This is a genomic window from Serratia sp. CY47280 (genome assembly GCF_052168655.1).
In the GTDB taxonomy this organism is placed as follows: domain Bacteria; phylum Pseudomonadota; class Gammaproteobacteria; order Enterobacterales; family Enterobacteriaceae; genus Serratia; species Serratia bockelmannii.
Map to the genome: position 1 here is coordinate 85,546 of NZ_JBJNMG010000001.1, position 23,088 is coordinate 108,633.

A 23,088-nucleotide genomic window follows, 5' to 3' on the forward strand; every position below is an offset into this window, starting at 1 on the left:
AGCGGATGATTTAGCAATGATGACCCCACCGAAAGCGGAAAAACGTCCTTATCCCATCACTATCCACGGCGACACGCGCGTGGATGACTACTACTGGCTGCGCGACGATGAGCGCGCAGACCGCCAGGTGCTGGACTACCTGCAGGCGGAGAACGCCTATACCGATGCGATGCTGAAGCCACAGCAGGCGCTGCGTGAAACCCTGTACGAAGAGATGGTGGCGCGTATCCCGCAGCAGGAACATTCGGTGCCTTATGTGCGCCACGGCTATCGCTATCAGACGCGCTACGAGCCGGGCAACGAATACGCGATTTCCGTGCGCCAGCCTCAGGCCGAGAGTGAGCACTGGGAGGTGCTTATTGACGGCAACCAGCGCGCCGAGAATCACGAGTTTTATACCCTGGGCGGGCTGGACGTCAGCCCAGACAACCAGCGGCTGGGGGTGGCGGAGGATTTCCTGTCGCGCCGCCAGTATGACATTCGCTTCAAGAACCTGGCCGACGGCAGCTGGGCCGACGAAGTGCTGGAAAACACCTCCGGCAGCTTCGAGTGGGCCAACGACTCCTCGACGGTCTACTACGTGCGCAAGCACGCCAAGACGCTGCTGCCGTATCAGGTCTATCGCCACGTGGTGGGCAGCGATCCGCAGCAGGACGAGCTGATCTACGAAGAGCGGGACGATACCTTTTACGTCGGGCTGGAGAAGACCACCTCCGAGCGCTTTATCCTGATCCACCTGAGCAGCACCACCACCTCGGAGATCCTGCTGCTGGATGCCGATCGCGCGGACGCCAAGCCGCAGCTGTTCGTGCCGCGCCGCAAGGATCACGAGTACGCCATCGATCACTATCACCAGCATTTCTATATTCGCTCCAACAAGGACGGCAAGAACTTCGGCCTGTACCAAAGCGAACAGGCGGATGAAGCGCAGTGGCAGACGCTGATCGCCCCGCGCGGCGACGTCATGCTGGAGGGCTTCAGCCTGTTCCGTGATTGGTTGGTGGTGGAAGAGCGTAATGCCGGCCTGACGCTGCTGCGCCAGATCCACTGGCAAAGCGGCGAAGAGAAGCGCATCGCCTTCGACGATCCGACCTACACCACCTGGCTGGCGTATAACCCGGATCCGGAGACCGCGCTGCTGCGCTACGGCTATTCGTCGATGACCACCCCGACCACGCTGTACGAGCTGAACATGGACAGCGGCGAGCGGACGATGCTCAAACAGCAGGAAGTGAAGAACTTCACGCCAGAAAACTACCGCAGCGAGCGGGTGTGGGTGAAGGCGCGCGACGGCGTCGAAGTGCCGGTCTCGCTGGTGTATCGCCAGGACAGCTTCCAGCGCGGCACCAACCCGCTGATGGTGTATGGCTACGGATCTTACGGCAGCAGTATGGATCCGGCGTTCAGCGCCAGCCGCCTGAGCCTGCTGGATCGCGGTGTCGTGTTCGCGCTGGCGCACATTCGCGGCGGCGGTGAGCTGGGGCAGCTGTGGTATGAAGACGGTAAACTGTTCAACAAGCAGAACACCTTCAACGATTTTATCGACGTGACCGAAACGCTGATCGCCCAGGGGTACGGCGACGGTAAGCGGGTGTTCGCGATGGGCGGCAGCGCCGGCGGTCTGCTGATGGGCGCGGTGATCAACCAAGCGCCGCAGTTGTTCCACGGCGTGGTGGCGCAGGTGCCGTTCGTCGACGTGGTGACCACCATGCTGGATGAGTCCATCCCGCTGACCACCGGCGAATACGACGAGTGGGGCAACCCGAACGAGCAGGCCTATTACGACTACATCAAACAGTACAGCCCGTACGATCAGGTGAAGGCGCAGGAGTACCCGCATCTGCTGGTGACCACCGGTCTGCACGATTCGCAGGTGCAGTATTGGGAGCCGGCCAAGTGGGTGGCCAAGCTGCGCGAGCTGAAAACCGACGATCGGCAGCTGCTGTTGTATACCGACATGGATGCCGGCCACGGCGGAAAATCCGGCCGTTTCAAGGCCTATGAGGATATTGCACTGGAGTACGCCTTCATTCTGGCGCTGGCGGAATAATAGCGTTCGGCGGGCGGCCTGCGCCGCCCGCCGTGTTAGCCAATCAGATAGTATTTCAGCGTGTGCTTCATGTCCGGGCTCAGATCGTCGATGGATTTCAGCATCCAGCGCAGATAGCCAGGATCTTCCTGGGCGATGCGATCAATCTCCTGCCCGCGATACTTGCCGAACTTGAACTTCTTCAGCAGCACCGGCTGTTCGGTGATCTGCACCATTTGCTCCGGCGTCCAGCCCGAATCCTTGATGATGCGTTGCAGCAGCGCGGCGGTGACGTAGCAGTCATACAGCGCGCGGTGCGGGTACAGCGTGGCATCTGCCGGCAGCTGCACGTCCAGATTCAGCGCGTAGCGCAGATACTGGTTGCCGTACTTGATGTCCGGATACAGCGTGCGCGCCAGCTTGAGGGTGCAGATCCAGGCGCCGTTCATCTCTGGCAGCACGCCGCGATCGAAGGCGGCGTTGTGCGCCACATAGTATGGGCTGCCCTGATAGCGGCCGATCGCCACCGCAATGCGCGGTTTGCCTTCCACCATCTGTTCGGTGATGTGATGAATCGCCATCGCGTCGAGGCTGATGGGGCGATCCGGGCTGACCAGATCGCTCATCGGGTTGGTTAACTGGCCGTCGAGCAGATCGAGGGAGGCCACTTCCACCACGCCGCCGTCCAGCCCGCAGGTCTCGGTATCTATTACGCGTAACGTCATGTTTTCCTCCGCGTTGCCGTCAGGCTTCAGCTTAACCGGCACAGGCGGCCGTGCCAACCGTCGCGGGTCTTGTCGGCGATGATAAGACCAGGGGCGTCATCCGGTGCGGCAACCAAAAGCGCTCCCGTTTCATCCCAGATGGCGCTGCGGCCTGCCGGGATCCAGCCACCGGTTGGCGCTGCATGGTTGGCCATCAGCGTGACCATGCCATAACGACGGGCATAGCCTGCCAGCGCGGCGCTGTCTTTCGCGTAACCGGCTTCAGATACCAGCACGCCGGCGGCATAAATCTGCGCACCCGCCAGCGCGGCGGCGCTTGCGTGGCCGGCTTGCGAGGTGTCGGCGCAGATAGCCAGCGCGATGCGTTGCCGATGTATTTCCAGCAGCGTGCCGCCATTACCGGGCAAGAACCGTTGTTGTTCCGCGCCGTGCAGATGTTGCTTGGTATAGGCGGCCACCGCGCCGTTGGGGTGAAAGATCAAGGCGGCGATATGCAGCGCCTGGCCGCTGCGCAAGGGCGCGCCGACGATGATCGTCATCTGATGCGATTGCGCCGCCGCAGCGAGCGGTTGCAGACGCGGATCGCCCAGCGTCAGCGCCAGTTCGGCAGCATCGGCCAGCTCATAGCCGCTTAGCGACAGTTCGGGAAAAACCAGCAGTTGCACCTGCTGTTCGGCTGCCTGCGCGACAAATTCAAGGTGACGTTCAAGGTTGCAGGCGATATTGGCCGCAGCGGCGGGGTATTGGGCTGCGGCGAGGGTAAAGCAGGGCATTGGCCATCTCTCCAGTGAGGCAATAAAAAACCCGCCTTGGCGGGTTTAATGACGGATGGAAGGACGCTTACTCACCAGACGGATGCGCTTTTTTGGCGCGTTTCTCCGCACGTTTCTCTGCTGGGGTTTTCAACGGCTTCTTCTTCGCATTTTTTTTGCTATCCATTCCCTTACTCATGATGGCCTCTCGTTACCTATGATTGGGTGGCTTGCTCAGCCATTAACCGCCTAAAGCCGACAGGATGCAAGCGACAAAGTGCCAGTAGTGTGTAACTGGCTGTTTGTACGTGAAATTTTGTTTTTGGATGACCGGGTGCTTAAAATAATTATTATGTTATAATATTACACTTTTAGGGTTCGGAGAACGCAATGACAGTGATGACATTACCGGATGCGCAGCAACTGCTGGCCATGCCGGATTCTGATTACATGAACTCGGTTCAACGGGCTTTTTTCCGCCAGCTGCTGCAGGATGAGCGGCAAAAACTGCTGCTGCACATCGATGAGCTGAAGAAGGCGATCGACAGCGGCGAAGCGACGGGCGATGAAGCCGACAAGGCGGCGCGCGAAGAAGAGCTGCGCCTGTTGTTCCGCCAGTTGGATCGCGAAAGCCGCCTGCTGCCGAAAATCGATGCGGCGCTGGCGCGGTTGCAGAACGGCGAGTACGGCTACTGCCGGGAAACCGGCGAACCCATCGGCTTGGCACGCCTGATGTTGCGCCCGACGGCGGAGCTGAGTATCGAGGCGAAAACCGCGCAGGAGATGCGCGAGCCGCATATGCGCAAAGGCGGGTAAGGTTTCAGCCGCCGAGCGTATCCACCAAGAGATCGAGAAAGCGCCTGACGCGGGGTTCCAGCAGGCGCTTATTCGGATAGAGCGCCACAATCCTGACTTCTTCACCCTCCACGGCGCGCAGCACCTGCTGCAGACGACCGGCGGCCAAATCCTCCGCAATCATAAAGTCCGGCAGATACGCGATGCCCAACCCGGCCAAGGCTGCATCGTGCAGCGCTTCTCCGCTGTCCAGCCGCAGGCGGCCGCGAACTGGGGCCTTGACCCATTCGCCGCGCTCGTCACGCAGCCGCCAGGGCTGTTTTTGGTTGCGGCTGCTGAACAGCAGAGCCTCGTGCCCGGCGAGCGACTCGACGGTATGTGGTTCGCCACGGGCGGCGAGGTAGGCGGGGGAGGCGCACAGCAGGGCGCGATACCTGGCGAGGGTTCTGGACACCAGCCGGGTATCCGGCGCCGTGACGCCGATCCGTACTGCCAAATCAAATCCTTCTTCCACGACATCCGCCAGGCGATCGGAAAAACTGATCTCCACCTGCACCTCAGGCCAGGCGACGAGAAATTTCGGCACCAGCGGCAACAGGATCCGTCTGCCGAAGGCGGAAGGGGCGGTCAACCGCAGCACTCCGCGTGCGGTGCCCTTGTCGCCGGCCACGCTGGCCTCGGCATCGTCGACCGAAGCGAGGATCTGCAGGCCACGTCGATAAAACTCTCGTCCCTCGTCGGTCAGGCCAAGCGAACGCGTGGTGCGATGCAACAGCCGCACGCTCAGCCGCTGCTCCAGACGCGCGATGGCCTTGCCCGCCGCCGAACGCGATAGCCCCATCGTCTGTCCGCCGGCGACAAAACTGCCGGCGTCGACGACGGCCATGAAAACCTGAATGTCATTGAGATTCGCCCGTAGCATGCTGCCCTCCGAGAACCGGTGAAAAGACAATAAATTTAACATATTCAATATATTAAATGCATTGCCAACGTCGTTTCAGTGACGACATCCATTCGCCAATCAAACGATTATAGTCGTCATGGAAACGATAAGCGGTTGGAGAAACAGCATGAAAAATGGCATCACGCACTACCACCACGGGGTCATTTGGGAAGAGGAGAATGGCGTGTCCCAAGGCTATCGCGTCAAGGATACCCTCTACATCTCTGGGCAGTTTTCCCATGATATGCAGGGGGAGTTTGTCGGTGCGGGCGATATCGAACGGCAAACCCAACAGACGTTGGACAATCTGGATCGGGTATTGGCGGGATTCGGTGCCGAACGTTCGAACCTGGCGTATGTGGAGATCTACCTGACCGATGTACTGGCGCACTTTGAACCGTGCGTTGCGTTGTTCAAGCGCTATGTCGGCGATCACCGGCCCGCCGGTTCGCTGATCGGCGTCACCGGGTTGGCTTCGCCTGAGCAATTGGTGGAGATCAGTGCGATCGCGCACCTTAACTGATCGGGCCTGTGGGCGTTTTGCAGGCAGGTCGATGTGATTTTGAGCAAACGCGCGCCGAGTTCTCGGCGCGCGTTCGAGTTTTCGGGTTTTACCGTTGACCTGCCGGGCGGCTTCCGCTTTGATGAAAGCATGACTCACAGAGAGACGGAAAGCGCCATGGAACAATTACGAGGTTTGTACCCGCCGTTAGCGGCATACGACAGCGGTTGGCTGGACACTGGGGATGGCCACCGGATCTACTGGGAGCTGAGCGGTAACCCGAACGGTAAACCGGCGGTCTTCATTCACGGTGGACCGGGTGGCGGTATCTCCCCGCATCATCGTCAACTGTTCGATCCCGAACGCTACAAGGTGCTGCTGTTCGATCAGCGCGGTTGCGGCCGTTCCCGCCCGCACGCCAGCCTGGACAACAATACCACCTGGCACTTGGTGGCCGATATCGAGCGGTTGCGCGAAATGGCCGGCGTCGAGCAGTGGCTGGTGTTCGGCGGCTCCTGGGGATCTACGCTGGCGCTCGCCTATGCACAGACCCACCCGGAGCACGTCAGTGAAATGGTGCTGCGCGGCATCTTCACCCTGCGCAAGCAGGAGCTGCATTGGTATTACCAGGACGGCGCTTCGCGCTTCTTCCCGGACAAATGGGAGCGCGTGCTGTCCATTCTGTCGGATGAAGAACGTAAAGACGTGATCGCCGCCTACCGGCAGCGGCTGACCTCGGCCGATCCGCAGGTGCAGCTTGAAGCGGCCAAGCTGTGGAGCGTGTGGGAAGGGGAGACGGTCACGCTGTTGCCGAGCCGTGAATCTGCTTCGTTTGGCGAGGATGATTTCGCGCTGGCGTTCGCCCGTATTGAAAACCACTACTTCACGCATCTGGGCTTCCTGGAGAGCGACGACCAGCTGCTGCGTAACGTGCCGCTGATCCGCCATATTCCGGCGGTGATTGTCCACGGCCGCTATGACATGGCCTGCCAGGTGCAGAACGCCTGGGATCTGGCCAAGGCCTGGCCGGAGGCGGAGCTGCATATCGTGGAAGGGGCGGGGCATTCGTATGATGAGCCGGGTATTTTGCACCAGCTGATGATCGCCACCGACCGGTTCGCCGGCAAGTGACGCAAAAACCCGCCGTAATGGCGGGTTTTGTTATTTGACCTTCGGCTCGTACGGTAGGCGCGAAAATCTGTGGGATTCCGCGCGGTAGTGCGCCACGCGCTCGCGAAAATAGTCGCGCAGCGGCTCCGGCTGCTCGCGCTCTACCACTTCCGGGATCACCGGCATGTTGTAGCGCTCTTTGTACGCCACGCCTGAGGCGGCGAGATCCACGTTCACCCTGTCCATCTCTTCTTTGGACAACTCGGCCAGATTGTAACCCACGCTATGCTCCTTACTTACTTTGCCGCATTGAATCTGCGCAGAAGGTAATCCACCCGGCGGCGCTTGGCAAGCCCGTTGCGCCGTCGTCGCGGGAGATATTTATCCAGCAGTAATGCAATCTATTTATTCTTTTAAATAAGAATGATTCGCTTTATGATTAAAATAAAAGATGAAAATAATTATCATGTTAATTCTCAATGTATTGGTGATATTTTAATTTATTGATATTTATGGTTTTTATAATTAATTTGATTTGAGTGTAAATAAGGTGTTTTTATTTTTACGGCAGCAGGGCATAATGCGCGGAAATTAAATTCATGACCTGCAAAATAAAAGGAATCATTATGCTGACGCAAGAAATGACTCAAAAGCTGAATGAGCAACTGAATCTGGAGTTCTACTCCGCCAACCTGTACCTGCAGATGAGCGCATGGTGCAGCGATAAAGGCTTTGAAGGCGCCGCCGCATTTCTTAAAGAGCACTCTCAGGAAGAGATGCAGCATATGCAACGCCTGTTCGACTACCTGAGCGACACCGGTTCTCTACCGCTGCTGGGCAGCATCGCCGCGCCGCCGGTGGCGTTCGAATCGCTGGCGGACGTGTTCCAGCAGACCTACGAACACGAACAGCTGATCACCCGTCAGATCAACGAACTGGCGCACGCCGCCATGACCGCGCACGATTACTCCACCTTCAACTTCCTGCAGTGGTACGTGGCGGAGCAGCATGAAGAAGAGAAACTGTTCAAATCCGTGCTGGATAAGCTGGCGCTGGTGGGCACCAGCGGCAAAGGCTTGTTCTTCATCGACAAAGATCTGAAGAAAATGGGCGCGATGGGCCAGGGCGGCAACGGCCAGGCTTAATCTGCACCAGAACATCGAAAAACCGCGCGCAGGCGAGCCTGACGCGCGGTTTTTTTTACCCTGCGTTTATCGCGGTTATGCGGCGATACGTGCTGCCGGATCGCAAAATGCCAGTGATGCGCTCGACTTGCTGAGGCGTGGTCGTTATGATTTACCGCGATACGCTACAGGGATGGTAGAGTCAAAACAGCGGGTTAGCCGATATAACCCGTTTTTCTGTTTACCCGTGGCGCAATCACTTGCGGTGGGTTGGGGCCGCTGATACATCGCCTTGGCTGTGGCCTTAACCCTTATGACCCTCTTTTACTGTTAAGGGATACCACTGTGATCGGTAAAATTCGTTCCTCCTGTCGCCTGCTTTCCACCGTTTTCGTCCTGTTCGTTGGCCTATCTTCACAGCAAGCGCTGGCACACGCCCACTTGAAAGTGGAAACGCCGAAGGCCGACGCCAGCGTCAGCCCGGCGCCGAAGGCGCTGACCCTCAGCTTCTCCGAAGGCATCGAGCCGAACTTCAGCGGCGTGAAAATCACCGGCCCGGACAACACCGTGGTGAAAACCGGCAAGCTGCAGCTCGATCCGAACAATAACACCCAGGTCAACGTGCCGATCGACGGCGAGCTGAGCGCGGGCAAATACAACGTCAGCTGGCATGTGGTGTCGGTCGACGGGCATAAAACCAAAGGCCAGTACAGCTTCACCGTAAACTGATCGTGACTCTGGCGACCCTGTTCGTTCTGTGTCGCTTGGTGCACTTTGCGGCGGTGATGCTGATGTTCGGCATCAGTCTGTTCACCGCCTTATTGTCACCGCAGCGCCTCTCCCCGATCCTCTCCCGCGATGTGCGCCCGCTGCTGCTTGCCGGCACCTGGGCTGCCGGGCTTTCTGCCGTGGCGCTGCTGGCTATTCAGGCCGGGCAGATGGGCGACGGTTGGCAAGACGCCTGGCGGCTGGAGGTTTGGTGGGCGGTGCTCGGCACCACCTTCGGCGAAGTGTGGCGCTGGCATCTGGGCCTGTCGCTGCTGGCGATCCTGAGCCTGCTGCTGCCGGAGCGGCCGCGCGCGCAGGCGTTGGCGCTGTGTTCGGCGCTGCTGCTGGTGAGCCTGGCGTTTATCGGCCACGCGGCGATGCACGAAGGCACGTTGGGCGCGCTGCACCGCGCCAACCATGCGATACACCTGCTGGCCGCCGGTTACTGGTTCGGCAGCCTGGCGCCGCTGCTGGTTTGCCTGCGTTACCTGCAGCCGCCGCAGTGGCGCAGCGACGCCATCACCACGCTGATCCGTTTCTCGCGCTGGGGGCACCTGGCGGTGGCGGCGGTGATCGTCACCGGCATCGTCAACAGCCTGATCATTCTCGGTGGTTGGCCGCTTAACCTCAGCTCGCCTTATCAGCGCCTGCTGCTGATTAAAACTGCGCTGGTGGCGCTGATGGTGATGGTGGCGCTGGCCAATCGCTACGCTATCGTGCCGGCAATGAGCCGCGTGCCGGCGCTGGCGCAGCGCGGCGTGGTGCTGGCCTGCTGGCTCGAAGTCGGGCTGGGGATGGCGGTGCTGCTGCTGGTCAGTTTATTTGCAACCTATGCGCCGGTATGACATTTCAGCTTGCCGCAGGCAGGCAAGCTGCGGGAAAATCGACGCGAATAGCAACCTTAAGGCCAACACATGAAATCGGTATTACTCGGCATTACGCTGCTGGCAACCGCGACCGGCGCGCTGGCGGCAGACAAACTGGTGAACATCACTAAACTGGAGTACGGCAAACAGTGGGCGTTCACCAAGGAAGAGGTGACGCTGCAGTGCCGCAGCGGCGGCGCGCTGTTCGTGCTCAACAACAGCACCTTGATGCAATACCCGCTCAACGATGCAGCGGAGCAGCAGGTGAAGAAGGGCCATCAGCGTGCGCAGCCGCTGGAGGTGCTCCTGCTGGACGACCCTGCCGAACCAGGGAAAAAAATGAGCCTGGCGCCGTTCATTGAACGCGCCGAGAAGCTGTGCGCTGACTAACCGCTTGTTTGCCAACGCCTTGCCCAACGTGCGCGGATTGATGCGCATTTGCCGCATAGTTATTTCGTCACGAAACTATCACGCGGCCGTCGGGCGGCTGGCAAAACTGGCGCGGTAGGCTACTCTTAAAGTGCACGGCTGAACAAGCCCTGCATTAAATGCCAACTTTTAGCGCACGGCTCTCTCCCAAGAGCCATTTCCCTAGACCGAATATAGGAATCGTATTCGGTCTTTTTTTGTGTGATTGATTTATAAGTCTTTTTTTGAAAAAATCGGAATTAGTCGAAATTTACTCGAATTTTGATATTCGGTTTTTTACAGCATCACGTACTCCTTCCCCCTCGTTTTAAGCTATTTCAGCGTCTTCATTTCCGTTGTATGCCCCAGCAGCTTTTGGGCAAATGCCTTGTCGTTCTGCTTTTCGTACAGGCGGCCGGACAGGTTTCGGATCTCGTGGAACGTCGGCGGGCTTGCCTGAAATTCCAAACCTGATGCTTTCCGCGCGGCGATAAACTTTTTCGTTAGCCCGTTGGGATGGATTGAGTTACTCCTATGTTCCGATAGGTTGGTAATCTGCTGGTAGGTGGCTTATCATTGCGTCAATAACTAAAGGAAATGACATGTCTCAGCGCAATGATATTATTGACTTTTTTAGAGGTGTAGCGGTTATGCTCGTTACCGCCTTTCACCTTTTCCTATGGTCCGGTTCTTTAGGCCGACCGCTACCATTCGGCTTCGATGTGATGGGGCTTTTTGGTAACGGGTGGATCGGCGTTGGAATGTTTTTTGTAATTTCAGGCTATTGTATGGCTGGGTCAAGTGGAAAAGCATTTTCAAGTGGCTTTTCAGCAAAGAAGTATGGCATCTATTTTTTAAAAAGATACTTGCGGATAGCTATTCCATTTTACATATCAATCGCGGTTTGGTTTGTTCTAATTCGAGGTTTTGGCATTGCAACAAAACCTACAGGGGGCTTTGATGTAATATCCCATGCTTTATTTATTCACAATTTTTCAGAAAAGACATTTTTCTCAATTAGTGGGGTTTATTGGTCGCTCGCTGTTGAGATGCAGTTTTATTTAATTCTCCCTGCTCTGGTTGTTTTATTTACCACTGTTTTGGGAAGAGTTGTTTTGTTGGTCAGTGTGTTTGCTGTTAGTATTTTGATTAATGTTTACAGTGAGAATCAATTGTTAACATGGGGCATTCCATCTTACCTTTCACTTTTCGTTTTGGGGTGGCTTTGCGCCATATATCAAAACAGAATAGGTTCATTTATAAGAAAATTGAAAGCTCAATGGATATTGATCGCGTTATTTGTATTGCTTCTTTTCTACAAAGGGCATGGCTTTAATAACAAGATTAAACTATATGAAGTGTTGATTTCATCGGTTTTTGCATTGTTAATGGTATCACTTATTAATCGGTTCTCAGGAAAGCGTGTGCCGCACGTTGTGCGCAGTGTAGCATTTGTAGGGAAGTGCTCGTTTTCTATTTATTTGTATAACTATATTTTCTGGGCGCTAGACAGAACTGACTTAACCCCGGTTAAGTTATTTATGGCTTTTGCTTTCGTGATAGGGTTTGGCATTTTAATGTATCTAGCCGTTGAAAGGCAATCAGAGAAATTAAGGAAAAAAGCCATAAGAAAAGCAGAGGTTAAACTTGCAGTGCAATAAATAAAAAAATCAATGTAAGCCCTGGGTAATTCGGGGCTTTTTTATCCGCGTCCCAATTAAAACAACCATTTCATAATCTGAATTATCTCGGGGAATCATCTATGTCATCTGAAGGATTGCCCGTTGATGGCGTCGTTGGCAAAAAAATTATGCTGGGAGCCTGCAGTACGCAACAAGCAACAGACGAAGCAAAGAGTAGCTAGTCTGCAGATAGCGCAGCTCAGTCGACTGATGCCGCGTTTAAGTTTAGTCGTGAGGCGAAAGTAGCAGCAGTGGAGTATCTGACGATGCAGATCGTGCTGAGGGGGCCGCAGAAATGCTAAGAACATCGCGGACGCCAATACCTACTTTTGAGCTCCTCTCTGATTTAGCACTGCACTGATTTTGGGATAGGGTCAATGGTTATCAGGAACCCGCATTAGAACTAGTACAGCAATGGGGACGGTCAACTGTAACCACGGATGCACAGGAACCTTAGCATCACATCACCAGGAAATAATTCTCGTAATGGTGTATTTGGGGACGAGCGAACTTCGGATAGACAGGCCATGCTAGTAATGGTGATGTGTTGCTAACACCTCGATAAATGTGACGCTTGAAGTATTTTGAAGTTGACATTTTGTTATCTATCATTAAATTATTGGCTCTCAAATTTAAGTTAAAAGGATGTCTAACAATGACAAAGGGGTATGTGTCTTTTTTATCAATTATTCCGTTTATGGTGGCTAATTATGCATATGCATTTTCTACGGCAGATGTTGGCGACATTATTAATAAAGAGATAATTGCCGCCAATGGCAAGCAAATTACTATCAAAGCCAATGAACCGGGTGAGATTAAATCTACAATAAAGCTTGGTGTTGGGCAAGTAATTGAGTTTTCGCCAGGCGTGTGGACTTGCAGTGCGTCACCTTGCATTGTAATTGATAATGCATCCCAAGTTATCGGTTCTGGAATCTATCGCACTCAGTTGAAATTATCCTCGGCTTCTTCTGGGCCTATTATTCAAAGTGCTGACTATGAAAAACTATCAAGCCTGAGCGAAAAAAATGCATTGAAAATTGCATCGCCATTAGATGGTGATAGAAAAAGCCTCCCTGGTGTTAAATACATAAAAATAAAAGACATTACTATTGATGGTGGTGATGGAAAAAAAGCCAGCGTTAATGGTGTTGAAATATATGGTTTATGGTTCTGGCTTGAAGATGTATCAATCGAGCGGTTCTCTGGAGATGCATTAGTTACTCAATTTATTCCAAGCGGTTCTGTTCATCCAGATGAAAATGATGCAATGGAGTCTTACTTTACTCGAGTAAAATTAATTAGCAATAAAGGTAATGGATGGACGATGCGAGGACCGCATGATTCGATCGTTTCTGGGATGATTGCTGCTAACAATGGAGGGTGGGGGATTGATGTTCTGCATAAGGAGGGCTTTTATAGCGGCGGAGGTTTAATGCTTACTAATACCCATCTGTATGCTAACGGTAATGGCATGAGGACTGAGTCAGGGGCAAATATTCTTGCTTATGGGATTGAAAGTGAGGCCAATAAAGGTGTAGGTTTGCTGCTGCGTTCTAATGATTCTATCGTACAAGGAACATTTTATGCCAACAGAACTTATGGTGTTCAAATAGGTGATGATGAGTCTTATTCTGGTGTTAATAACCTCAATCTTCAACTCCATAACAATAAAATAGCACAACTCAAATGGGGGAATAACGCAGGCCATAATATGATTAATGCTGTTGTATTTCCTAATGACTCTAGCCAGAGGTACTTTGAGGGGAGCCCCTCAAATACTGACTATGTGGCAACGTCTGGGCCCAACGCTGTTCAGCAGTTCCCCGGTGGGATTTCGATGGATAGCGATCGGAACATGTATGGGATAAAAGAATCCATAAAATAACCTTCCCTCCTATTAATTTACTATTGATTTAATAATTCACCCCGGAGAATCCGGGGTTTTTTGTATTTTTATAGAGATGTGTTCATTCTTTTGTACATATAGGTATCGTATTCGTTTTTGTTTGTGATTAATTTATAATTAAATTCCTCTTGATCCTCCAGCAACAATTCCCCGCTCCTCTTTCGAATCACAGCCACCAACCCGATCTCCATCCCCACCCGCACATATCGCTAATTTAGCCGCACTAAAAGTCATTACGTCATCTATGGCGCTGATAAGCTCCGGTCAATGCACCCATCACCGATTAAACGAGAGTGACATTATGGGGAATATCAAGACATTAGGCGTTGTAAAAGGAAACCTGCGTTGAACGATCGGCTGAGTCGGTTGAAGAGGGCGTTGCCCGGCTACCTTGAGGCGTGGCGTGAGGGGATTTTACCCTCTGACTGGGGGCAGGTGGCTAATCCTGAAGTGGTTGCCGCCCTGTTGGCGGAGTGGGAGGCGCTAAGCGAATTGGCGTCTCGGTTCGAAACCGCCACTGAAACTCCCTCCGAACCGGCTGCATTTTGGCAGACGCGTGCCGAGTTGATGGCGCAGCGCAATCGCGAACTCAGTGCCCAACTGGCGACGCCAGTCCGTTTGCCCGGCGCGCGGGTGGCCTTTTTTGGCTATGTGAAAACGGCGGTGATGGACGCCAGGCAGGTGAAGGCGGCGATTCGCGATGCCGGTTTTCTCATTGACTGCGATGATAAAAACGACAGCTTACCGTCATGACCTCTGTCCTGTAACGCATGAGTTTGGAGAATAAGCGCGAGCGAATAATGTCGCCCCTGTGATACGGAGCAAGGTTCAATTCATCCAGTCAATTTGTTAGGATCGCCTGACCTACATGACTATTGGTGCAGTACATTGAAAATCAAAGCGTTGTTATTTGTTGCGTTGGCCGCATTGGCCGGCTGCAGCCAGGAGGGAACCTCGATGAATCAGCCCGCAAATGAGAAAGGCGGCCAAACGGAAGTGTTGCTGGTGAACAGCGCGCTGGTGGACTGCGTGGGCGTCGGCCCGATGAAGTGCATGCAGGTGCGCCGCTCCGCGCAGCAGCCGTGGGAGTTGTTCTATACCGGCATCGAGGGTTTCACCTTCGAACCGGGTTATCAGTATCGGCTGAAAGTGCTTGTTACCCCGGTGGAGAACGTGCCGGCCGATGCCTCATCGCTGCGTTATACGCTGATTGAGCAGCTGGAAAAGAACAAGGCGTAATGGATCTACCTTGTCACCACCAAATGGCGTTTCATTTGGTGGTGACGACTTCAGGAAAGTTTGTCTTTTTTCTTTCTTCTGGAGGATTCGAAAGTGGCGAAGGCATGTGCAAGAGCAAACCCCAACGCACAGTAGCGTAGAGGCCAATTTTCTTTGGTCCATGTTTCAGAGTCAGCAATAAACATCGCGTTGCCGTTGGCAAAAAGGGTAAATTGCCAGCAAAGGATTAAAAAACATATCGTAACCAGAACGACATAACCCTTGGAACCCAGAGGCGGCCTGAAGCCGTATTTCACGGCCAGACAGGCCGCGGCAGCGAGAGTAGAAAGAATATAATATAAAGTTGGTTCCATCACTGTTCCTGGTGATTTTATCTTCCCTGATATTCGACCGAAAAACAGCCACACCATAACGCAACGCCAGAAGCATGATCAACTTTTGCTGATTTAAGAGGGAAGGCTTGAACGCGCTGAGGGTGCGAAGCGTGGCGCGTGGAGGCATCACGATGCGGAGTTGGGCAACCCTGATCCCTCGACTAAACTGGTCTGTTCACTGCGCTTGTTTTCGCACTTTCTTAAGTATATCGAGAAAATCAGGTATATTGTCCTTCGGTTTTTAGCTACCAAGAAAAAATTACTATGATTATCAAACCTAAAATTCGTGGTTTTATCTGCACCACCGCTCACCCGGCAGGCTGTGAAGCCAACGTCCGTGAGCAAATCGCCTACGTTAAGTCGCGCGGCGAACTGAAAAACGGGCCTAAAAAGGTGCTGGTCATTGGTGCATCCACCGGTTACGGTCTGGCCTCGCGCATCAATGCCGCTTTCGGCAGCGGTGCGGCCACCATCGGCGTATTTTTCGAGAAGCCTGGCAGCGAAGGCAAAACCGGTTCCGCCGGTTGGTACAACTCCGCCGGTTTCGACAAGGCAGCTAAAGAAGAAGGCCTGTACGCGAAAAGCATCAACGGCGACGCATTCTCCAACGAGTGCCGTCAGACCGTTATCGATCTGATCAAAAAAGACCTGGGTCAGGTTGACCTGGTGGTTTACTCGCTGGCTTCGCCGGTGCGTAAAATGCCGGAAACCGGCGAAGTGGTGCGTTCCGCACTGAAGCCGATCGGCGAGCCGTACAAATCCGTTGCGCTGGACACCAACAAAGACGTGCTGGTTGAAGCCGTGGTCGAGCCGGCCAACGAGCAAGAAATCGCCGACACCGTGAAGGTGATGGGCGGCCAGGACTGGCAGCTGTGGATGGACGCGCTGGACGAAGCGGGCGTGCTGGCGGATAACGCGCAGTCTGTCGCTTACTCCTACATTGGTACCGATCTGACCTGGCCAATCTACTGGCACGGTACGCTGGGCAAGGCGAAAGAAGATCTGGATCGCGCGGCGCAGGCCATCAACCAGAAGCTGCAGGCCAAAGGCGGCGCGGCTTACGTTGCGGTGCTCAAGTCGGTGGTAACTCAGGCCTCCTCCGCCATTCCGGTGATGCCGCTGTATATCTCCATCGTGTTCAAAATCATGAAGGAGCAGGGCATTCACGAAGGCTGCATCGAGCAGATCCAGCGTCTGTTCGCGACCAAGCTGTACAGCGGTGCGGCGCCGGACACCGACGAGAAACACCGTCTGCGCCTGGATGACTGGGAACTGCGCGATGCCGTGCAGGAAACCTGCCGTGAAATCTGGCAGCAGCTGAACGACAATAACATCAACGAACTGACCGATTACCAGGGCTACAAGGCGGAATTCCTGCGCCTGTTCGGCTTCGGTCTGCAGGGCGTTGATTACGATGCCGATCTGAGCGGCGAAGCCAACTTCGACGTGATCGAACTGGTCTAAGCGCGTCGAGCAGTCAAACAAGGTCGGGTTAGCCCGGCCTTTTTTATTGCCCGCGCATTGGCGCCCACCGTCTGACTCATCAGTCCACTTGATCATTGACAGCAATAAATTATCGTTTTACGATAATTTATTGCTGTTGATTAAGGGATAGAAAATTATGGGCGCTGCGCCAAGGATCCATCTGCCGCTGTACGTGCGTTGTCTGTGTTTGCTCATTATGGCGATGCTGATCGTCAGCACCGGCGTTGAGATGTTCATCATTGTGCGGGATTGGCTGCAGGGCGTAGCCTATCGCGATATCGTCGCCTCTTACCGGGAATATTACCCGGAGCTGCTTGCCTACGCGATCCCGCAGCAACGCTGGGCGCTGTTCGCCACGCTGGTTATCGACATGCTCGGTTATTTGCCCTATTACAGCGCGCTGCTGTGCGGCGCCGGGCTGTTTTATCAATTTTTCCGCGGCAACGTGTGGCATCGCAACAATATGGTGCTGTTGCAGATCATCGGCATCTTGCTGATCGTCGATGTGTTGTTCCCGTCGTTAGCTGGTCTGTTGCAGGTGATGGTATTGACCGCCGATGAAAAAATGCTGTTTATCCTTTATTATGGCGTCAATAGCGAGTCGGTGCGCTCGCTGATCGTAGGCTGCGCAATCCTGGTATTTAGCCGGGTATTTCTGGAAGCGTTGCGGCTGAATGAAGAACAGCTTTCTTTCGTGTGAGAATAGAGTGGCAATAATCGTAAGTCTTGATGTCATGTTGGCCAAAAGGAAGATGCGTTCAAAGGAGCTGGCGGAGCAGGTGGGGATCACCGAGCAAAACCTGTCTCTGTTGAAAAACGGCAAGGTCAAGGGAGTCAGGCTGGAAACGCTGGACAAGATCTGCCGCATTCTCGACTGCCAGCCTGGCGATCTGTTGACCTGGCAGCCGGACGGCGAAGAGTAAGATCCCAGCGCACTCGGAAGTGCGCTGAACCTGCTGGCCCATTTCTGCGATTAGCGTTATCTTATTGAGCGATATTTGTTTTATTCAGGTTAATTAAAATAACGGGTGATTAACACTTGCGTATTCTTTTTGTCGCTGGCGATGGCATGCGGCGAACGTTATTAAACTAAATAAACTCATTTTTCATTTACCGTCACTACCAATGGCGTTATTTTAAGGGGAATAGTATGACATGGCGTAATTATCTTCTGGCATTGTGTCTGGTATTAAACGGATGCAGTGCCATTTACCCCACGGTTTCATCCTCATCCTCCTCCACTCATCGGGGGAATTGGGGAGCACCGCAGCCCGCAACGCGAGAACAAAAACAGCGTATTATCGCCGGTGAATCCGCCGCTTCCGTGCTGAATGAAGGCCGGGTCGGTATCGGCGGTACGCTGGACTGGTCGAAAATAGGGGGGCGCTAATCGCCACTCTTTATTCAGCGTGGCGCCAGACGTTATCTCAGAGATATTATGGAGCGGTTTATTATTAATTCGCTACTCTGTTTTTCCGATGCGTTATTTATCTTTAAACGATGAATCTTTGCTTGTTGAATTTATATCGACATACCTAGACATCATTACAGGAGTTTTCAATGGCAAAGCGTATTGTCGCCATGTTGATAATGTCGTTGTTGAGTCTGCAAGCAAATGCGGCCCGTTACGATCGGCAATGCGAGGGAGTTTCTCCCGTGCTGTTTCAGAAGAAATTGAAAGAGCTGGCGCATGGCCTGCGACAAGAGATGGCGGTGCCGACACCACCCACGGAGAACGAGGCTGAAACCTTGGCGCGTCTGGCGGAATGCGCTGCCGAAAACGCGAAAACGCCGGCGACGGGAGGGCAACATGCGCCCGATCCCGCAGAGCCTCATATGTCTTCACTCAATGGCTGTTGAACGGTTCTCTGCGTCATTTTTCGTGGCGCGCCCCAGTCGGCTTATTCATGGAGCTTGTGTATTGAAAATACCCTCGTTAATCGCTGCGGCGCTGGCGCTGCTGGCCTCATTTTGCAGTCAGGCGTTCATCGATCGCCATTCCTCGCCCGGCGCCTCGACGGAAAGTCCCTCTGCGGCGGGATGCCCGGCGCGGCTGGATGGCTTGTTGCAGCATATTTGGTTGGTTGAACAGATTCAGGCGGAGCGCATGCAGCTGGCGCGGCTGCGTGCGGAGCGGGAAGCGTTGGAAATGTGGTTGCAAACACAGAAAACGGCGAGACGTTCTGCGCAGGGGCACCAGAGCGCCCGATCGGCCTGCGAACAGGGAGCCGATATTGTTCGCTGCCTGTCGCTGCGTCTGCGCCGGACGTCCCTGATGGGGCCGCATCGGCCGTTTGTCGGCGCATATTGCCGGGCCTGGCTGAATGGTCGGCCGCTGAATTGCTAAAGATGAGAACAGGGACTTGTCAGGAGTTTATCGATGAAAATGATAGTGTTGACCGGCGTGGCCTTGTGTTGCGCCAGCTTCGCGCAGGCGCGGGTGGATCTGGAATACCATGCGGCGGCGCCGAAGGACAGTAAGATCACCGAGGAATACCAGAAAAAGCGTGATGCATTGCGTCACAAGGTGTGGAATGTCGATAACCTGACGCTGGTCAACGAGCAGGCGATTGCACGGGAACAGCAGCGCGAGGCAGCAGAGGCCGCCGAGCGGCAGCAGCGGAACCTGGAACAGCAGGAGAAAAAGCAGCGTTGCCTGCGCAGACACTCGAAAGATCCTCACCCCGAGGCGAAGTGTTACATGCACAACTTCTAGCCTTCAACGTCCGGGCGCTTGCAGCGCCCGGCGTCGTTTAGGCCGGGCGGCAATGCTCTTTCAGCATGGCGATCGCATCCGGTTTCAACTGATACAGATAGACCGGTCGGCCAGTGGCGCCGTACAGAATACGGGTGCCGAGAATGCCGCTCTCCGCCAGATAGATGAGGTACTTGCGGCAGGACACCCGCGAAATGCCGATGGCGTTGGCCAGGTTGTCGGTGGAAAATTCGCTGTCGTGCTGCTGTTCGATCCACTCGCAGACCGTGCTCAGGGTGATGCTGGTCAGCCCTTTCGGCAGCTTCTTGCTCTCCTGGCCGCCGGGCTGGCGGCGTAGCAGGCTGTCGACGTCGGCCTGCGAAAACTCGCGCTGCGCCAAGAGCTGAGACTGTTGCCGGTAGTGGCTCAGCGCCTCCTTAAAGCGGCTGAACTGGAACGGTTTGATCAGATAATCCACCACGCCGTAGTGCAGCGCTTTTTGCACCGTGTTCACGTCGCTGGCGGAGGAGATGATGATCACATCGGTCTTCTCGCCGAGTTCGCGCAGGCCGGGCAGCAGATCCAGCCCGTTCTCCTGCTGCATGTAGATATCCAACAACACCAGATCGATGCTGACGCTGGCATCGGCCAGCAGGGCGCGCGCCTGGCTCAGAGTGGCGACCGTCGCTTGGCAGTGAAAACCGCCGACCTGGCTCAGGTAGTATTTGTTCAGCTCCGCCACCATCGGGTCGTCGTCGACAATCAGTACGTTAATCATGGGCTCTGCTCTTGGCCTGATAGGGAAGGTGCACGAAAAATTGGGTCAGCTCACCCGGTTCGGATTCGAAATCGATGCTGCCGCCCAGTTTCTCCAGATGGCTGCGGATCAGCGCCAGGCCGATGCCGCGTCCCGTTCCCTTGGTGGAAAATCCGTGTTCGAAGATGCGCGCGGCGATCGCCGGATCGATGCCGGGGCCGTCGTCGCTGACGATACAGTGTAATTGATCGTCGTGGTGATGGAAGCTCAGGCCGATCTCGTGTCCCTCAACGCCGTCGATGGCGTCGATGGCGTTTTCGATCAGGTTGCCGAGCACGCTGATCAGCACATGGGTGGTCTCCGCATCGTCGGTTTCTGGCAGCAGGCTGGTTTCCTCGATGGTCAGTTCGATGCCGGCCTCATGGGCGCGGCTGATCTTGCCGATGAAGAAGCCCGCCACTTCCGGCGAATGGATCTTGCGCAGCAACGCGCCGATCTCTTCCTGGTAGTTGCTGGCGGTGTTGATGATGTAGTTTTCCAACTGCTGATAGGCCTTCATGTGCAGCATGCCGAGTATCACATGCAGCTTGTTCATAAATTCGTGCGACTGCACCCGCAGGGCGTCGGCGTAGTGTGCCATGCCGCTCAGGCGCTGCAGCAAGCGGCTGACCTCGGTTTTGTCGCGGAAGGTGGCGATGGCGCCGGTCACCTTGCCGTTGACGATCACCGGCACGGTATTGGTCAGCAGTTCGCTGCCGTTGAAGCTGATCTGCCGATCGCGCAGCGGTTCGCCGCTGGCCAGCACCTCCGCCAGATGCAGCTGCGCCGGCCAATGCTTGCTGGCGGCTTCCAGCAGCAGGTTTTCCACCGGCCCGCTCTGGCGCAGCAGGCGCTTGGCTTCGTCATTGACGATGGTGATGCGGGATTCATTATCGACCGCGATCACGCCTTCTTTAATCGACTGCAGCATGGCGTTGCGCTGCTCGAACAGGTTGGAGATTTCGTAAGGCTCGAAACCCAGCATGATGCGTTTGAGCGCGGAGACCAGGAAAAAGGTGCCCAGGCTGCCGACCAGCGCGGCGAAGGCGATGGTCCAATAGATGATCCAGCGGCTCTCCGCCACCACCCGCTGCACGGTGTCCAGCGCGATGCCGAGCGCCACCACGCCGATTTGTTTTTTCTGATCGTCATACACCGGCACGAACACCCGCAGCGCCGGGGCCAGCGTGCCGCGGTTGATGGCGCTGTTGACGTTGCCTTGCAACGCGGGCGCCAGATCGTCGCCGATAAAATGCTTGCCGATCAGCCAGGGTTTAGGGTGCGAATAGCGGATGCCCTGCATATCCACCACCACCACGAACAGTAGCTCGTTTTGATGGCGCACCTGCTCGGCGAAGTGCTGAATGGCGCCGCTTTGATCGCGCCGCTGCAAGCCGTCGATCACGGTGTTGGAGAGCGCCAGCGTGTTGGCGACGGCGATGGCTTTTTGCTGCAGCTGATCTTGCCCTTCGCGGCTCATCTGCACGAAAAACAGCGCGAATACCACCAGCAGCACCGAAGCGATGATGGCGGACACCATCAGCGTGATGGAGGTGCTCAGCTTGAGCGGCACCCGTTGTTTTGGCATGGCGGTTCTCCGAATGGCGATTTCACGGCATATTCTAGCGAGGAATGAGGCAAGCTGCAGTTACCGGCAGCAGGTTATAGCATGCTGCCGGGGTGCGGAGGGGTTATTTTAGTTACAAAAGCGGGTCATTGCTGGTGGTAGAGCTCCAGCGCCTGTTGGCCGCTGGCACCTTGATGGATGATCGCCATCAGGGCGCGCACCACCTGCGACGGATTGCTGTGTTGGTAAACGTTGCGGCCATAGACCATGCCGGAAGCGCCCTGGGCCATCAGCGCGGCGGATTTTTCCAGCACCGGCCCCAGCTCCCCCTTGCCGCCGCCACGCACCAGCGTCGGGCAGCGCGCCGCTTCCACCACGCGGTGAAAATCCTCCACCCGATCGGTCGGATCGGCCTTGATGATGTCGGCACCCAGCTCGCGCGCCAGCCGCACCAGCGGCACGATCTTCTCCACGTCACCCAGCGATCCGTAGGCGGCGCCCTGGCCGGCTGGCGCCATTACCAGCGGTTCGATCATCAGCGGCATGGCGTAGCGATCGCAGGCGTGGCGCAGGCGGCCGATGTTCTCCACGCATTGGCGGAAAATGCCGGGTTCATCCGGGATCATATACAGATTGACCACCACCGCGGCGGCGTCCATTTGCAGCGCGGCGAGGATCGGCGCTTCCGGGTTGTGCAACACCGCCCACATCTCACGGTGGCGCGCGGCGTTATAGGCGTTGCCGACGTCGGTGCGCATCACCAGCGCCGGCTTTTCGCGCTGCGGCGCGCGCTGCAGCAGCTCCGCCTGGCCGTAGTTGACCTGAATGGCGTCGGGGCGCGCGGCGATCAGGTTACCCATCACCCGTTCGATATCTTCCAGGCCGATTAAAAAATCCGGTTCGTTGGCGATGCCGTGATCGATCGCCACATCCAGGCACTTGCCGTTGTTGAACAGGCGGTTCATCCGCACCTTACTGCTGAGCTGCATGTCAGGTCCTCCTGAGATAGGGATATGTCCATTATTGCCGAGTAAGAATGGTCGGGAAACGCGGAAACCGCAAACTGCGTAGCCGCTCGCAGTTTTTGCCGGCGCACGAAAGGGGAACGCTCGCCGGTGGCTTTCATTTCATTTGTTAGATCCGTGTCATGTTTTTGTTAATAAGCCATTCCAAAATGCATGTTTCGCTTGTTTGGGTTAAAAAGTTTCAATAATCTAAATTATGAAATAAACATTTAAAAACGCGATAAAGACGCCGTTTGCTGTGCCAGGGGTTTATTTCAATTGATTGTTTTTAATCTGTTTTGAGATATCGATCAC

Annotated in this window: 27 protein-coding genes and 1 pseudogene; 19 read left to right on the forward strand and 9 right to left on the reverse strand. The window is 55.2% G+C overall.

The genetic code is table 11. The features are described 5' to 3' along the window. Nucleotides 1-16: 16 nt before the first annotated feature. Nucleotides 17-2,050 (forward strand): S9 family peptidase, encoded by a 2,034-nt coding sequence (locus ACJ8J4_RS00465; RefSeq protein WP_049209421.1) that lies wholly within the window; start codon nucleotides 17-19, stop codon nucleotides 2,048-2,050. A 35-nt stretch (nucleotides 2,051-2,085) separates the two neighbouring features. Here ACJ8J4_RS00465 and exoX read toward each other — a convergent pair whose 3' ends face one another. Beyond that, complete coding sequence (exoX, locus tag ACJ8J4_RS00470; RefSeq protein WP_004928833.1) at nucleotides 2,086-2,754, reverse strand: exodeoxyribonuclease X; 669 nt, start codon at nucleotides 2,752-2,754, stop codon at nucleotides 2,086-2,088. A gap of 26 nt (nucleotides 2,755-2,780) precedes the next feature. Next, nucleotides 2,781-3,527: a carbon-nitrogen hydrolase family protein gene (locus ACJ8J4_RS00475; protein ID WP_049209422.1), complete on the reverse strand. Its 747-nt coding sequence runs from the start codon at nucleotides 3,525-3,527 to the stop codon at nucleotides 2,781-2,783. A gap of 369 nt (nucleotides 3,528-3,896) precedes the next feature. Between ACJ8J4_RS00475 and dksA the strand changes: the two genes are divergently transcribed. Continuing rightward, nucleotides 3,897-4,322 (forward strand): RNA polymerase-binding protein DksA, encoded by a 426-nt coding sequence (dksA, locus tag ACJ8J4_RS00480; RefSeq protein WP_049203468.1) that lies wholly within the window; start codon nucleotides 3,897-3,899, stop codon nucleotides 4,320-4,322. Between the two features lie 4 nt (nucleotides 4,323-4,326). Here the strand turns inward: dksA and ACJ8J4_RS00485 are convergent, their stop codons facing one another. After that, nucleotides 4,327-5,223 (reverse strand): LysR family transcriptional regulator, encoded by an 897-nt coding sequence (locus ACJ8J4_RS00485; protein ID WP_060432881.1) that lies wholly within the window; start codon nucleotides 5,221-5,223, stop codon nucleotides 4,327-4,329. A gap of 148 nt (nucleotides 5,224-5,371) precedes the next feature. Between ACJ8J4_RS00485 and ACJ8J4_RS00490 the strand changes: the two genes are divergently transcribed. Both ACJ8J4_RS00490 and pip read left to right on the forward strand, forming a co-directional pair. Continuing rightward, nucleotides 5,372-5,767 (forward strand): RidA family protein, encoded by a 396-nt coding sequence (locus tag ACJ8J4_RS00490; RefSeq protein WP_049203470.1) that lies wholly within the window; start codon nucleotides 5,372-5,374, stop codon nucleotides 5,765-5,767. A gap of 156 nt (nucleotides 5,768-5,923) precedes the next feature. Continuing rightward, nucleotides 5,924-6,877, forward strand: coding sequence for a prolyl aminopeptidase (gene pip, locus ACJ8J4_RS00495; RefSeq protein ID WP_141997776.1), 954 nt, complete (start codon nucleotides 5,924-5,926; stop codon nucleotides 6,875-6,877). A 30-nt stretch (nucleotides 6,878-6,907) separates the two neighbouring features. Here the strand turns inward: pip and ACJ8J4_RS00500 are convergent, their stop codons facing one another. Continuing rightward, nucleotides 6,908-7,138, reverse strand: coding sequence for a DNA polymerase III subunit theta (locus ACJ8J4_RS00500; protein WP_043141621.1), 231 nt, complete (start codon nucleotides 7,136-7,138; stop codon nucleotides 6,908-6,910). Nucleotides 7,139-7,482: 344 nt separating this feature from the next. Between ACJ8J4_RS00500 and ftnA the strand changes: the two genes are divergently transcribed. From ftnA to ACJ8J4_RS00520, 4 genes are all read left to right on the forward strand, one after another. After that, nucleotides 7,483-8,001, forward strand: coding sequence for a non-heme ferritin (gene ftnA / locus ACJ8J4_RS00505; RefSeq protein WP_025302449.1), 519 nt, complete (start codon nucleotides 7,483-7,485; stop codon nucleotides 7,999-8,001). Nucleotides 8,002-8,325: 324 nt separating this feature from the next. After that, complete coding sequence (gene yobA / locus ACJ8J4_RS00510; RefSeq protein WP_043141618.1) at nucleotides 8,326-8,709, forward strand: CopC domain-containing protein YobA; 384 nt, start codon at nucleotides 8,326-8,328, stop codon at nucleotides 8,707-8,709. A 2-nt stretch (nucleotides 8,710-8,711) separates the two neighbouring features. After that, nucleotides 8,712-9,593, forward strand: a complete 882-nt coding sequence (gene copD, locus ACJ8J4_RS00515; protein WP_049209425.1) for a copper homeostasis membrane protein CopD — start codon at nucleotides 8,712-8,714, stop codon at nucleotides 9,591-9,593. 69 nt (nucleotides 9,594-9,662) lie between these two features. Next, nucleotides 9,663-10,004: a YebY family protein gene (locus ACJ8J4_RS00520; protein ID WP_025302452.1), complete on the forward strand. Its 342-nt coding sequence runs from the start codon at nucleotides 9,663-9,665 to the stop codon at nucleotides 10,002-10,004. A gap of 351 nt (nucleotides 10,005-10,355) precedes the next feature. On the opposite strand, the pseudogene ACJ8J4_RS00525 reads toward ACJ8J4_RS00520, so the two are convergent. Further along, nucleotides 10,356-10,547 (reverse strand): annotated as a pseudogene (locus ACJ8J4_RS00525) (tyrosine-type recombinase/integrase); the annotation flags it as partial. Between the two features lie 77 nt (nucleotides 10,548-10,624). Here ACJ8J4_RS00525 and ACJ8J4_RS00530 point away from each other — a divergent pair. The 4 genes from ACJ8J4_RS00530 (at nucleotide 10,625) to ACJ8J4_RS00545 (ending at nucleotide 14,852) form a co-directional block, all read left to right on the forward strand. Next, on the forward strand, nucleotides 10,625-11,683 hold the full coding sequence (locus tag ACJ8J4_RS00530; RefSeq protein ID WP_197835490.1) for an acyltransferase family protein: 1,059 nt from the start codon (nucleotides 10,625-10,627) through the stop codon (nucleotides 11,681-11,683). 676 nt (nucleotides 11,684-12,359) lie between these two features. Further along, the gene (locus ACJ8J4_RS00535; protein WP_197835492.1) at nucleotides 12,360-13,592 is read left to right on the forward strand and encodes a hypothetical protein; all 1,233 of its coding nucleotides are present in this window, start codon (nucleotides 12,360-12,362) and stop codon (nucleotides 13,590-13,592) included. A 366-nt stretch (nucleotides 13,593-13,958) separates the two neighbouring features. Then, nucleotides 13,959-14,366: a hypothetical protein gene (locus ACJ8J4_RS00540; protein WP_049204185.1), complete on the forward strand. Its 408-nt coding sequence runs from the start codon at nucleotides 13,959-13,961 to the stop codon at nucleotides 14,364-14,366. A 135-nt stretch (nucleotides 14,367-14,501) separates the two neighbouring features. Then, the gene (locus tag ACJ8J4_RS00545; RefSeq protein WP_025302454.1) at nucleotides 14,502-14,852 is read left to right on the forward strand and encodes a DUF4377 domain-containing protein; all 351 of its coding nucleotides are present in this window, start codon (nucleotides 14,502-14,504) and stop codon (nucleotides 14,850-14,852) included. A 50-nt stretch (nucleotides 14,853-14,902) separates the two neighbouring features. Here ACJ8J4_RS00545 and ACJ8J4_RS00550 read toward each other — a convergent pair whose 3' ends face one another. Continuing rightward, nucleotides 14,903-15,205, reverse strand: a complete 303-nt coding sequence (locus ACJ8J4_RS00550; protein ID WP_016928136.1) for a hypothetical protein — start codon at nucleotides 15,203-15,205, stop codon at nucleotides 14,903-14,905. A gap of 285 nt (nucleotides 15,206-15,490) precedes the next feature. Between ACJ8J4_RS00550 and fabV the strand changes: the two genes are divergently transcribed. From fabV to ACJ8J4_RS00585, 7 genes are all read left to right on the forward strand, one after another. Further along, nucleotides 15,491-16,690: an enoyl-ACP reductase FabV gene (gene fabV, locus ACJ8J4_RS00555; RefSeq protein ID WP_025302456.1), complete on the forward strand. Its 1,200-nt coding sequence runs from the start codon at nucleotides 15,491-15,493 to the stop codon at nucleotides 16,688-16,690. Between the two features lie 157 nt (nucleotides 16,691-16,847). After that, entirely contained in the window at nucleotides 16,848-17,411 is a 564-nt protein-coding gene (locus ACJ8J4_RS00560; RefSeq protein WP_033642723.1) for a DUF2975 domain-containing protein, read from the forward strand. Nucleotides 17,412-17,418: 7 nt separating this feature from the next. Then, the gene (locus tag ACJ8J4_RS00565) at nucleotides 17,419-17,634 is read left to right on the forward strand and encodes a helix-turn-helix domain-containing protein (protein ID WP_049295399.1); all 216 of its coding nucleotides are present in this window, start codon (nucleotides 17,419-17,421) and stop codon (nucleotides 17,632-17,634) included. Between the two features lie 227 nt (nucleotides 17,635-17,861). Then, nucleotides 17,862-18,101 (forward strand): hypothetical protein, encoded by a 240-nt coding sequence (locus ACJ8J4_RS00570; protein WP_072008265.1) that lies wholly within the window; start codon nucleotides 17,862-17,864, stop codon nucleotides 18,099-18,101. 170 nt (nucleotides 18,102-18,271) lie between these two features. Beyond that, nucleotides 18,272-18,571, forward strand: coding sequence for a hypothetical protein (locus ACJ8J4_RS00575; protein ID WP_043141607.1), 300 nt, complete (start codon nucleotides 18,272-18,274; stop codon nucleotides 18,569-18,571). A gap of 61 nt (nucleotides 18,572-18,632) precedes the next feature. Continuing rightward, nucleotides 18,633-19,058, forward strand: a complete 426-nt coding sequence (locus ACJ8J4_RS00580; protein WP_025302461.1) for a hypothetical protein — start codon at nucleotides 18,633-18,635, stop codon at nucleotides 19,056-19,058. Between the two features lie 33 nt (nucleotides 19,059-19,091). Next, complete coding sequence (locus ACJ8J4_RS00585; RefSeq protein WP_025302462.1) at nucleotides 19,092-19,427, forward strand: hypothetical protein; 336 nt, start codon at nucleotides 19,092-19,094, stop codon at nucleotides 19,425-19,427. 37 nt (nucleotides 19,428-19,464) lie between these two features. Here the strand turns inward: ACJ8J4_RS00585 and dcuR are convergent, their stop codons facing one another. From dcuR to ACJ8J4_RS00600, 3 genes are all read right to left on the reverse strand, one after another. Next, nucleotides 19,465-20,184, reverse strand: coding sequence for a two-component system response regulator DcuR (dcuR, locus tag ACJ8J4_RS00590; protein WP_004940959.1), 720 nt, complete (start codon nucleotides 20,182-20,184; stop codon nucleotides 19,465-19,467). After that, complete coding sequence (locus ACJ8J4_RS00595) at nucleotides 20,177-21,790, reverse strand: sensor histidine kinase (protein ID WP_148123335.1); 1,614 nt, start codon at nucleotides 21,788-21,790, stop codon at nucleotides 20,177-20,179. Before ACJ8J4_RS00595 ends, dcuR begins: the two co-directional genes overlap by 8 nt. 125 nt (nucleotides 21,791-21,915) lie before the next feature. Continuing rightward, nucleotides 21,916-22,758 (reverse strand): class I fructose-bisphosphate aldolase, encoded by an 843-nt coding sequence (locus tag ACJ8J4_RS00600; protein ID WP_049209431.1) that lies wholly within the window; start codon nucleotides 22,756-22,758, stop codon nucleotides 21,916-21,918. Nucleotides 22,759-23,088 lie beyond the last annotated feature (330 nt).

Bases quoted from the DNA above. Each gene is read 5' to 3' on its own strand.
- ftnA (WP_025302449.1), top strand. From the start codon at position 7,483: ATGCTGACGCAAGAAATGACTCAAAAGCTGAATGAGCAACTGAATCTG.
- ACJ8J4_RS00585 (WP_025302462.1), top strand. From the start codon at position 19,092: ATGAAAATGATAGTGTTGACCGGCGTGGCCTTGTGTTGCGCCAGCTTC.
- exoX (WP_004928833.1), bottom strand. From the start codon at position 2,754: ATGACGTTACGCGTAATAGATACCGAGACCTGCGGGCTGGACGGCGGC.
- ACJ8J4_RS00485 (WP_060432881.1), bottom strand. From the start codon at position 5,223: ATGCTACGGGCGAATCTCAATGACATTCAGGTTTTCATGGCCGTCGTC.
- ACJ8J4_RS00530 (WP_197835490.1), top strand. From the start codon at position 10,625: ATGTCTCAGCGCAATGATATTATTGACTTTTTTAGAGGTGTAGCGGTT.
- ACJ8J4_RS00475 (WP_049209422.1), bottom strand. From the start codon at position 3,527: ATGCCCTGCTTTACCCTCGCCGCAGCCCAATACCCCGCCGCTGCGGCC.
- ACJ8J4_RS00520 (WP_025302452.1), top strand. From the start codon at position 9,663: ATGAAATCGGTATTACTCGGCATTACGCTGCTGGCAACCGCGACCGGC.
- ACJ8J4_RS00550 (WP_016928136.1), bottom strand. From the start codon at position 15,205: ATGGAACCAACTTTATATTATATTCTTTCTACTCTCGCTGCCGCGGCC.
- ACJ8J4_RS00535 (WP_197835492.1), top strand. From the start codon at position 12,360: ATGACAAAGGGGTATGTGTCTTTTTTATCAATTATTCCGTTTATGGTG.
- ACJ8J4_RS00490 (WP_049203470.1), top strand. From the start codon at position 5,372: ATGAAAAATGGCATCACGCACTACCACCACGGGGTCATTTGGGAAGAG.
- ACJ8J4_RS00560 (WP_033642723.1), top strand. From the start codon at position 16,848: ATGGGCGCTGCGCCAAGGATCCATCTGCCGCTGTACGTGCGTTGTCTG.
- ACJ8J4_RS00570 (WP_072008265.1), top strand. From the start codon at position 17,862: ATGACATGGCGTAATTATCTTCTGGCATTGTGTCTGGTATTAAACGGA.
- fabV (WP_025302456.1), top strand. From the start codon at position 15,491: ATGATTATCAAACCTAAAATTCGTGGTTTTATCTGCACCACCGCTCAC.
- ACJ8J4_RS00575 (WP_043141607.1), top strand. From the start codon at position 18,272: ATGGCAAAGCGTATTGTCGCCATGTTGATAATGTCGTTGTTGAGTCTG.
- pip (WP_141997776.1), top strand. From the start codon at position 5,924: ATGGAACAATTACGAGGTTTGTACCCGCCGTTAGCGGCATACGACAGC.
- dksA (WP_049203468.1), top strand. From the start codon at position 3,897: ATGACAGTGATGACATTACCGGATGCGCAGCAACTGCTGGCCATGCCG.
- ACJ8J4_RS00465 (WP_049209421.1), top strand. From the start codon at position 17: ATGATGACCCCACCGAAAGCGGAAAAACGTCCTTATCCCATCACTATC.
- ACJ8J4_RS00595 (WP_148123335.1), bottom strand. From the start codon at position 21,790: ATGCCAAAACAACGGGTGCCGCTCAAGCTGAGCACCTCCATCACGCTG.
- ACJ8J4_RS00600 (WP_049209431.1), bottom strand. From the start codon at position 22,758: ATGCAGCTCAGCAGTAAGGTGCGGATGAACCGCCTGTTCAACAACGGC.
- dcuR (WP_004940959.1), bottom strand. From the start codon at position 20,184: ATGATTAACGTACTGATTGTCGACGACGACCCGATGGTGGCGGAGCTG.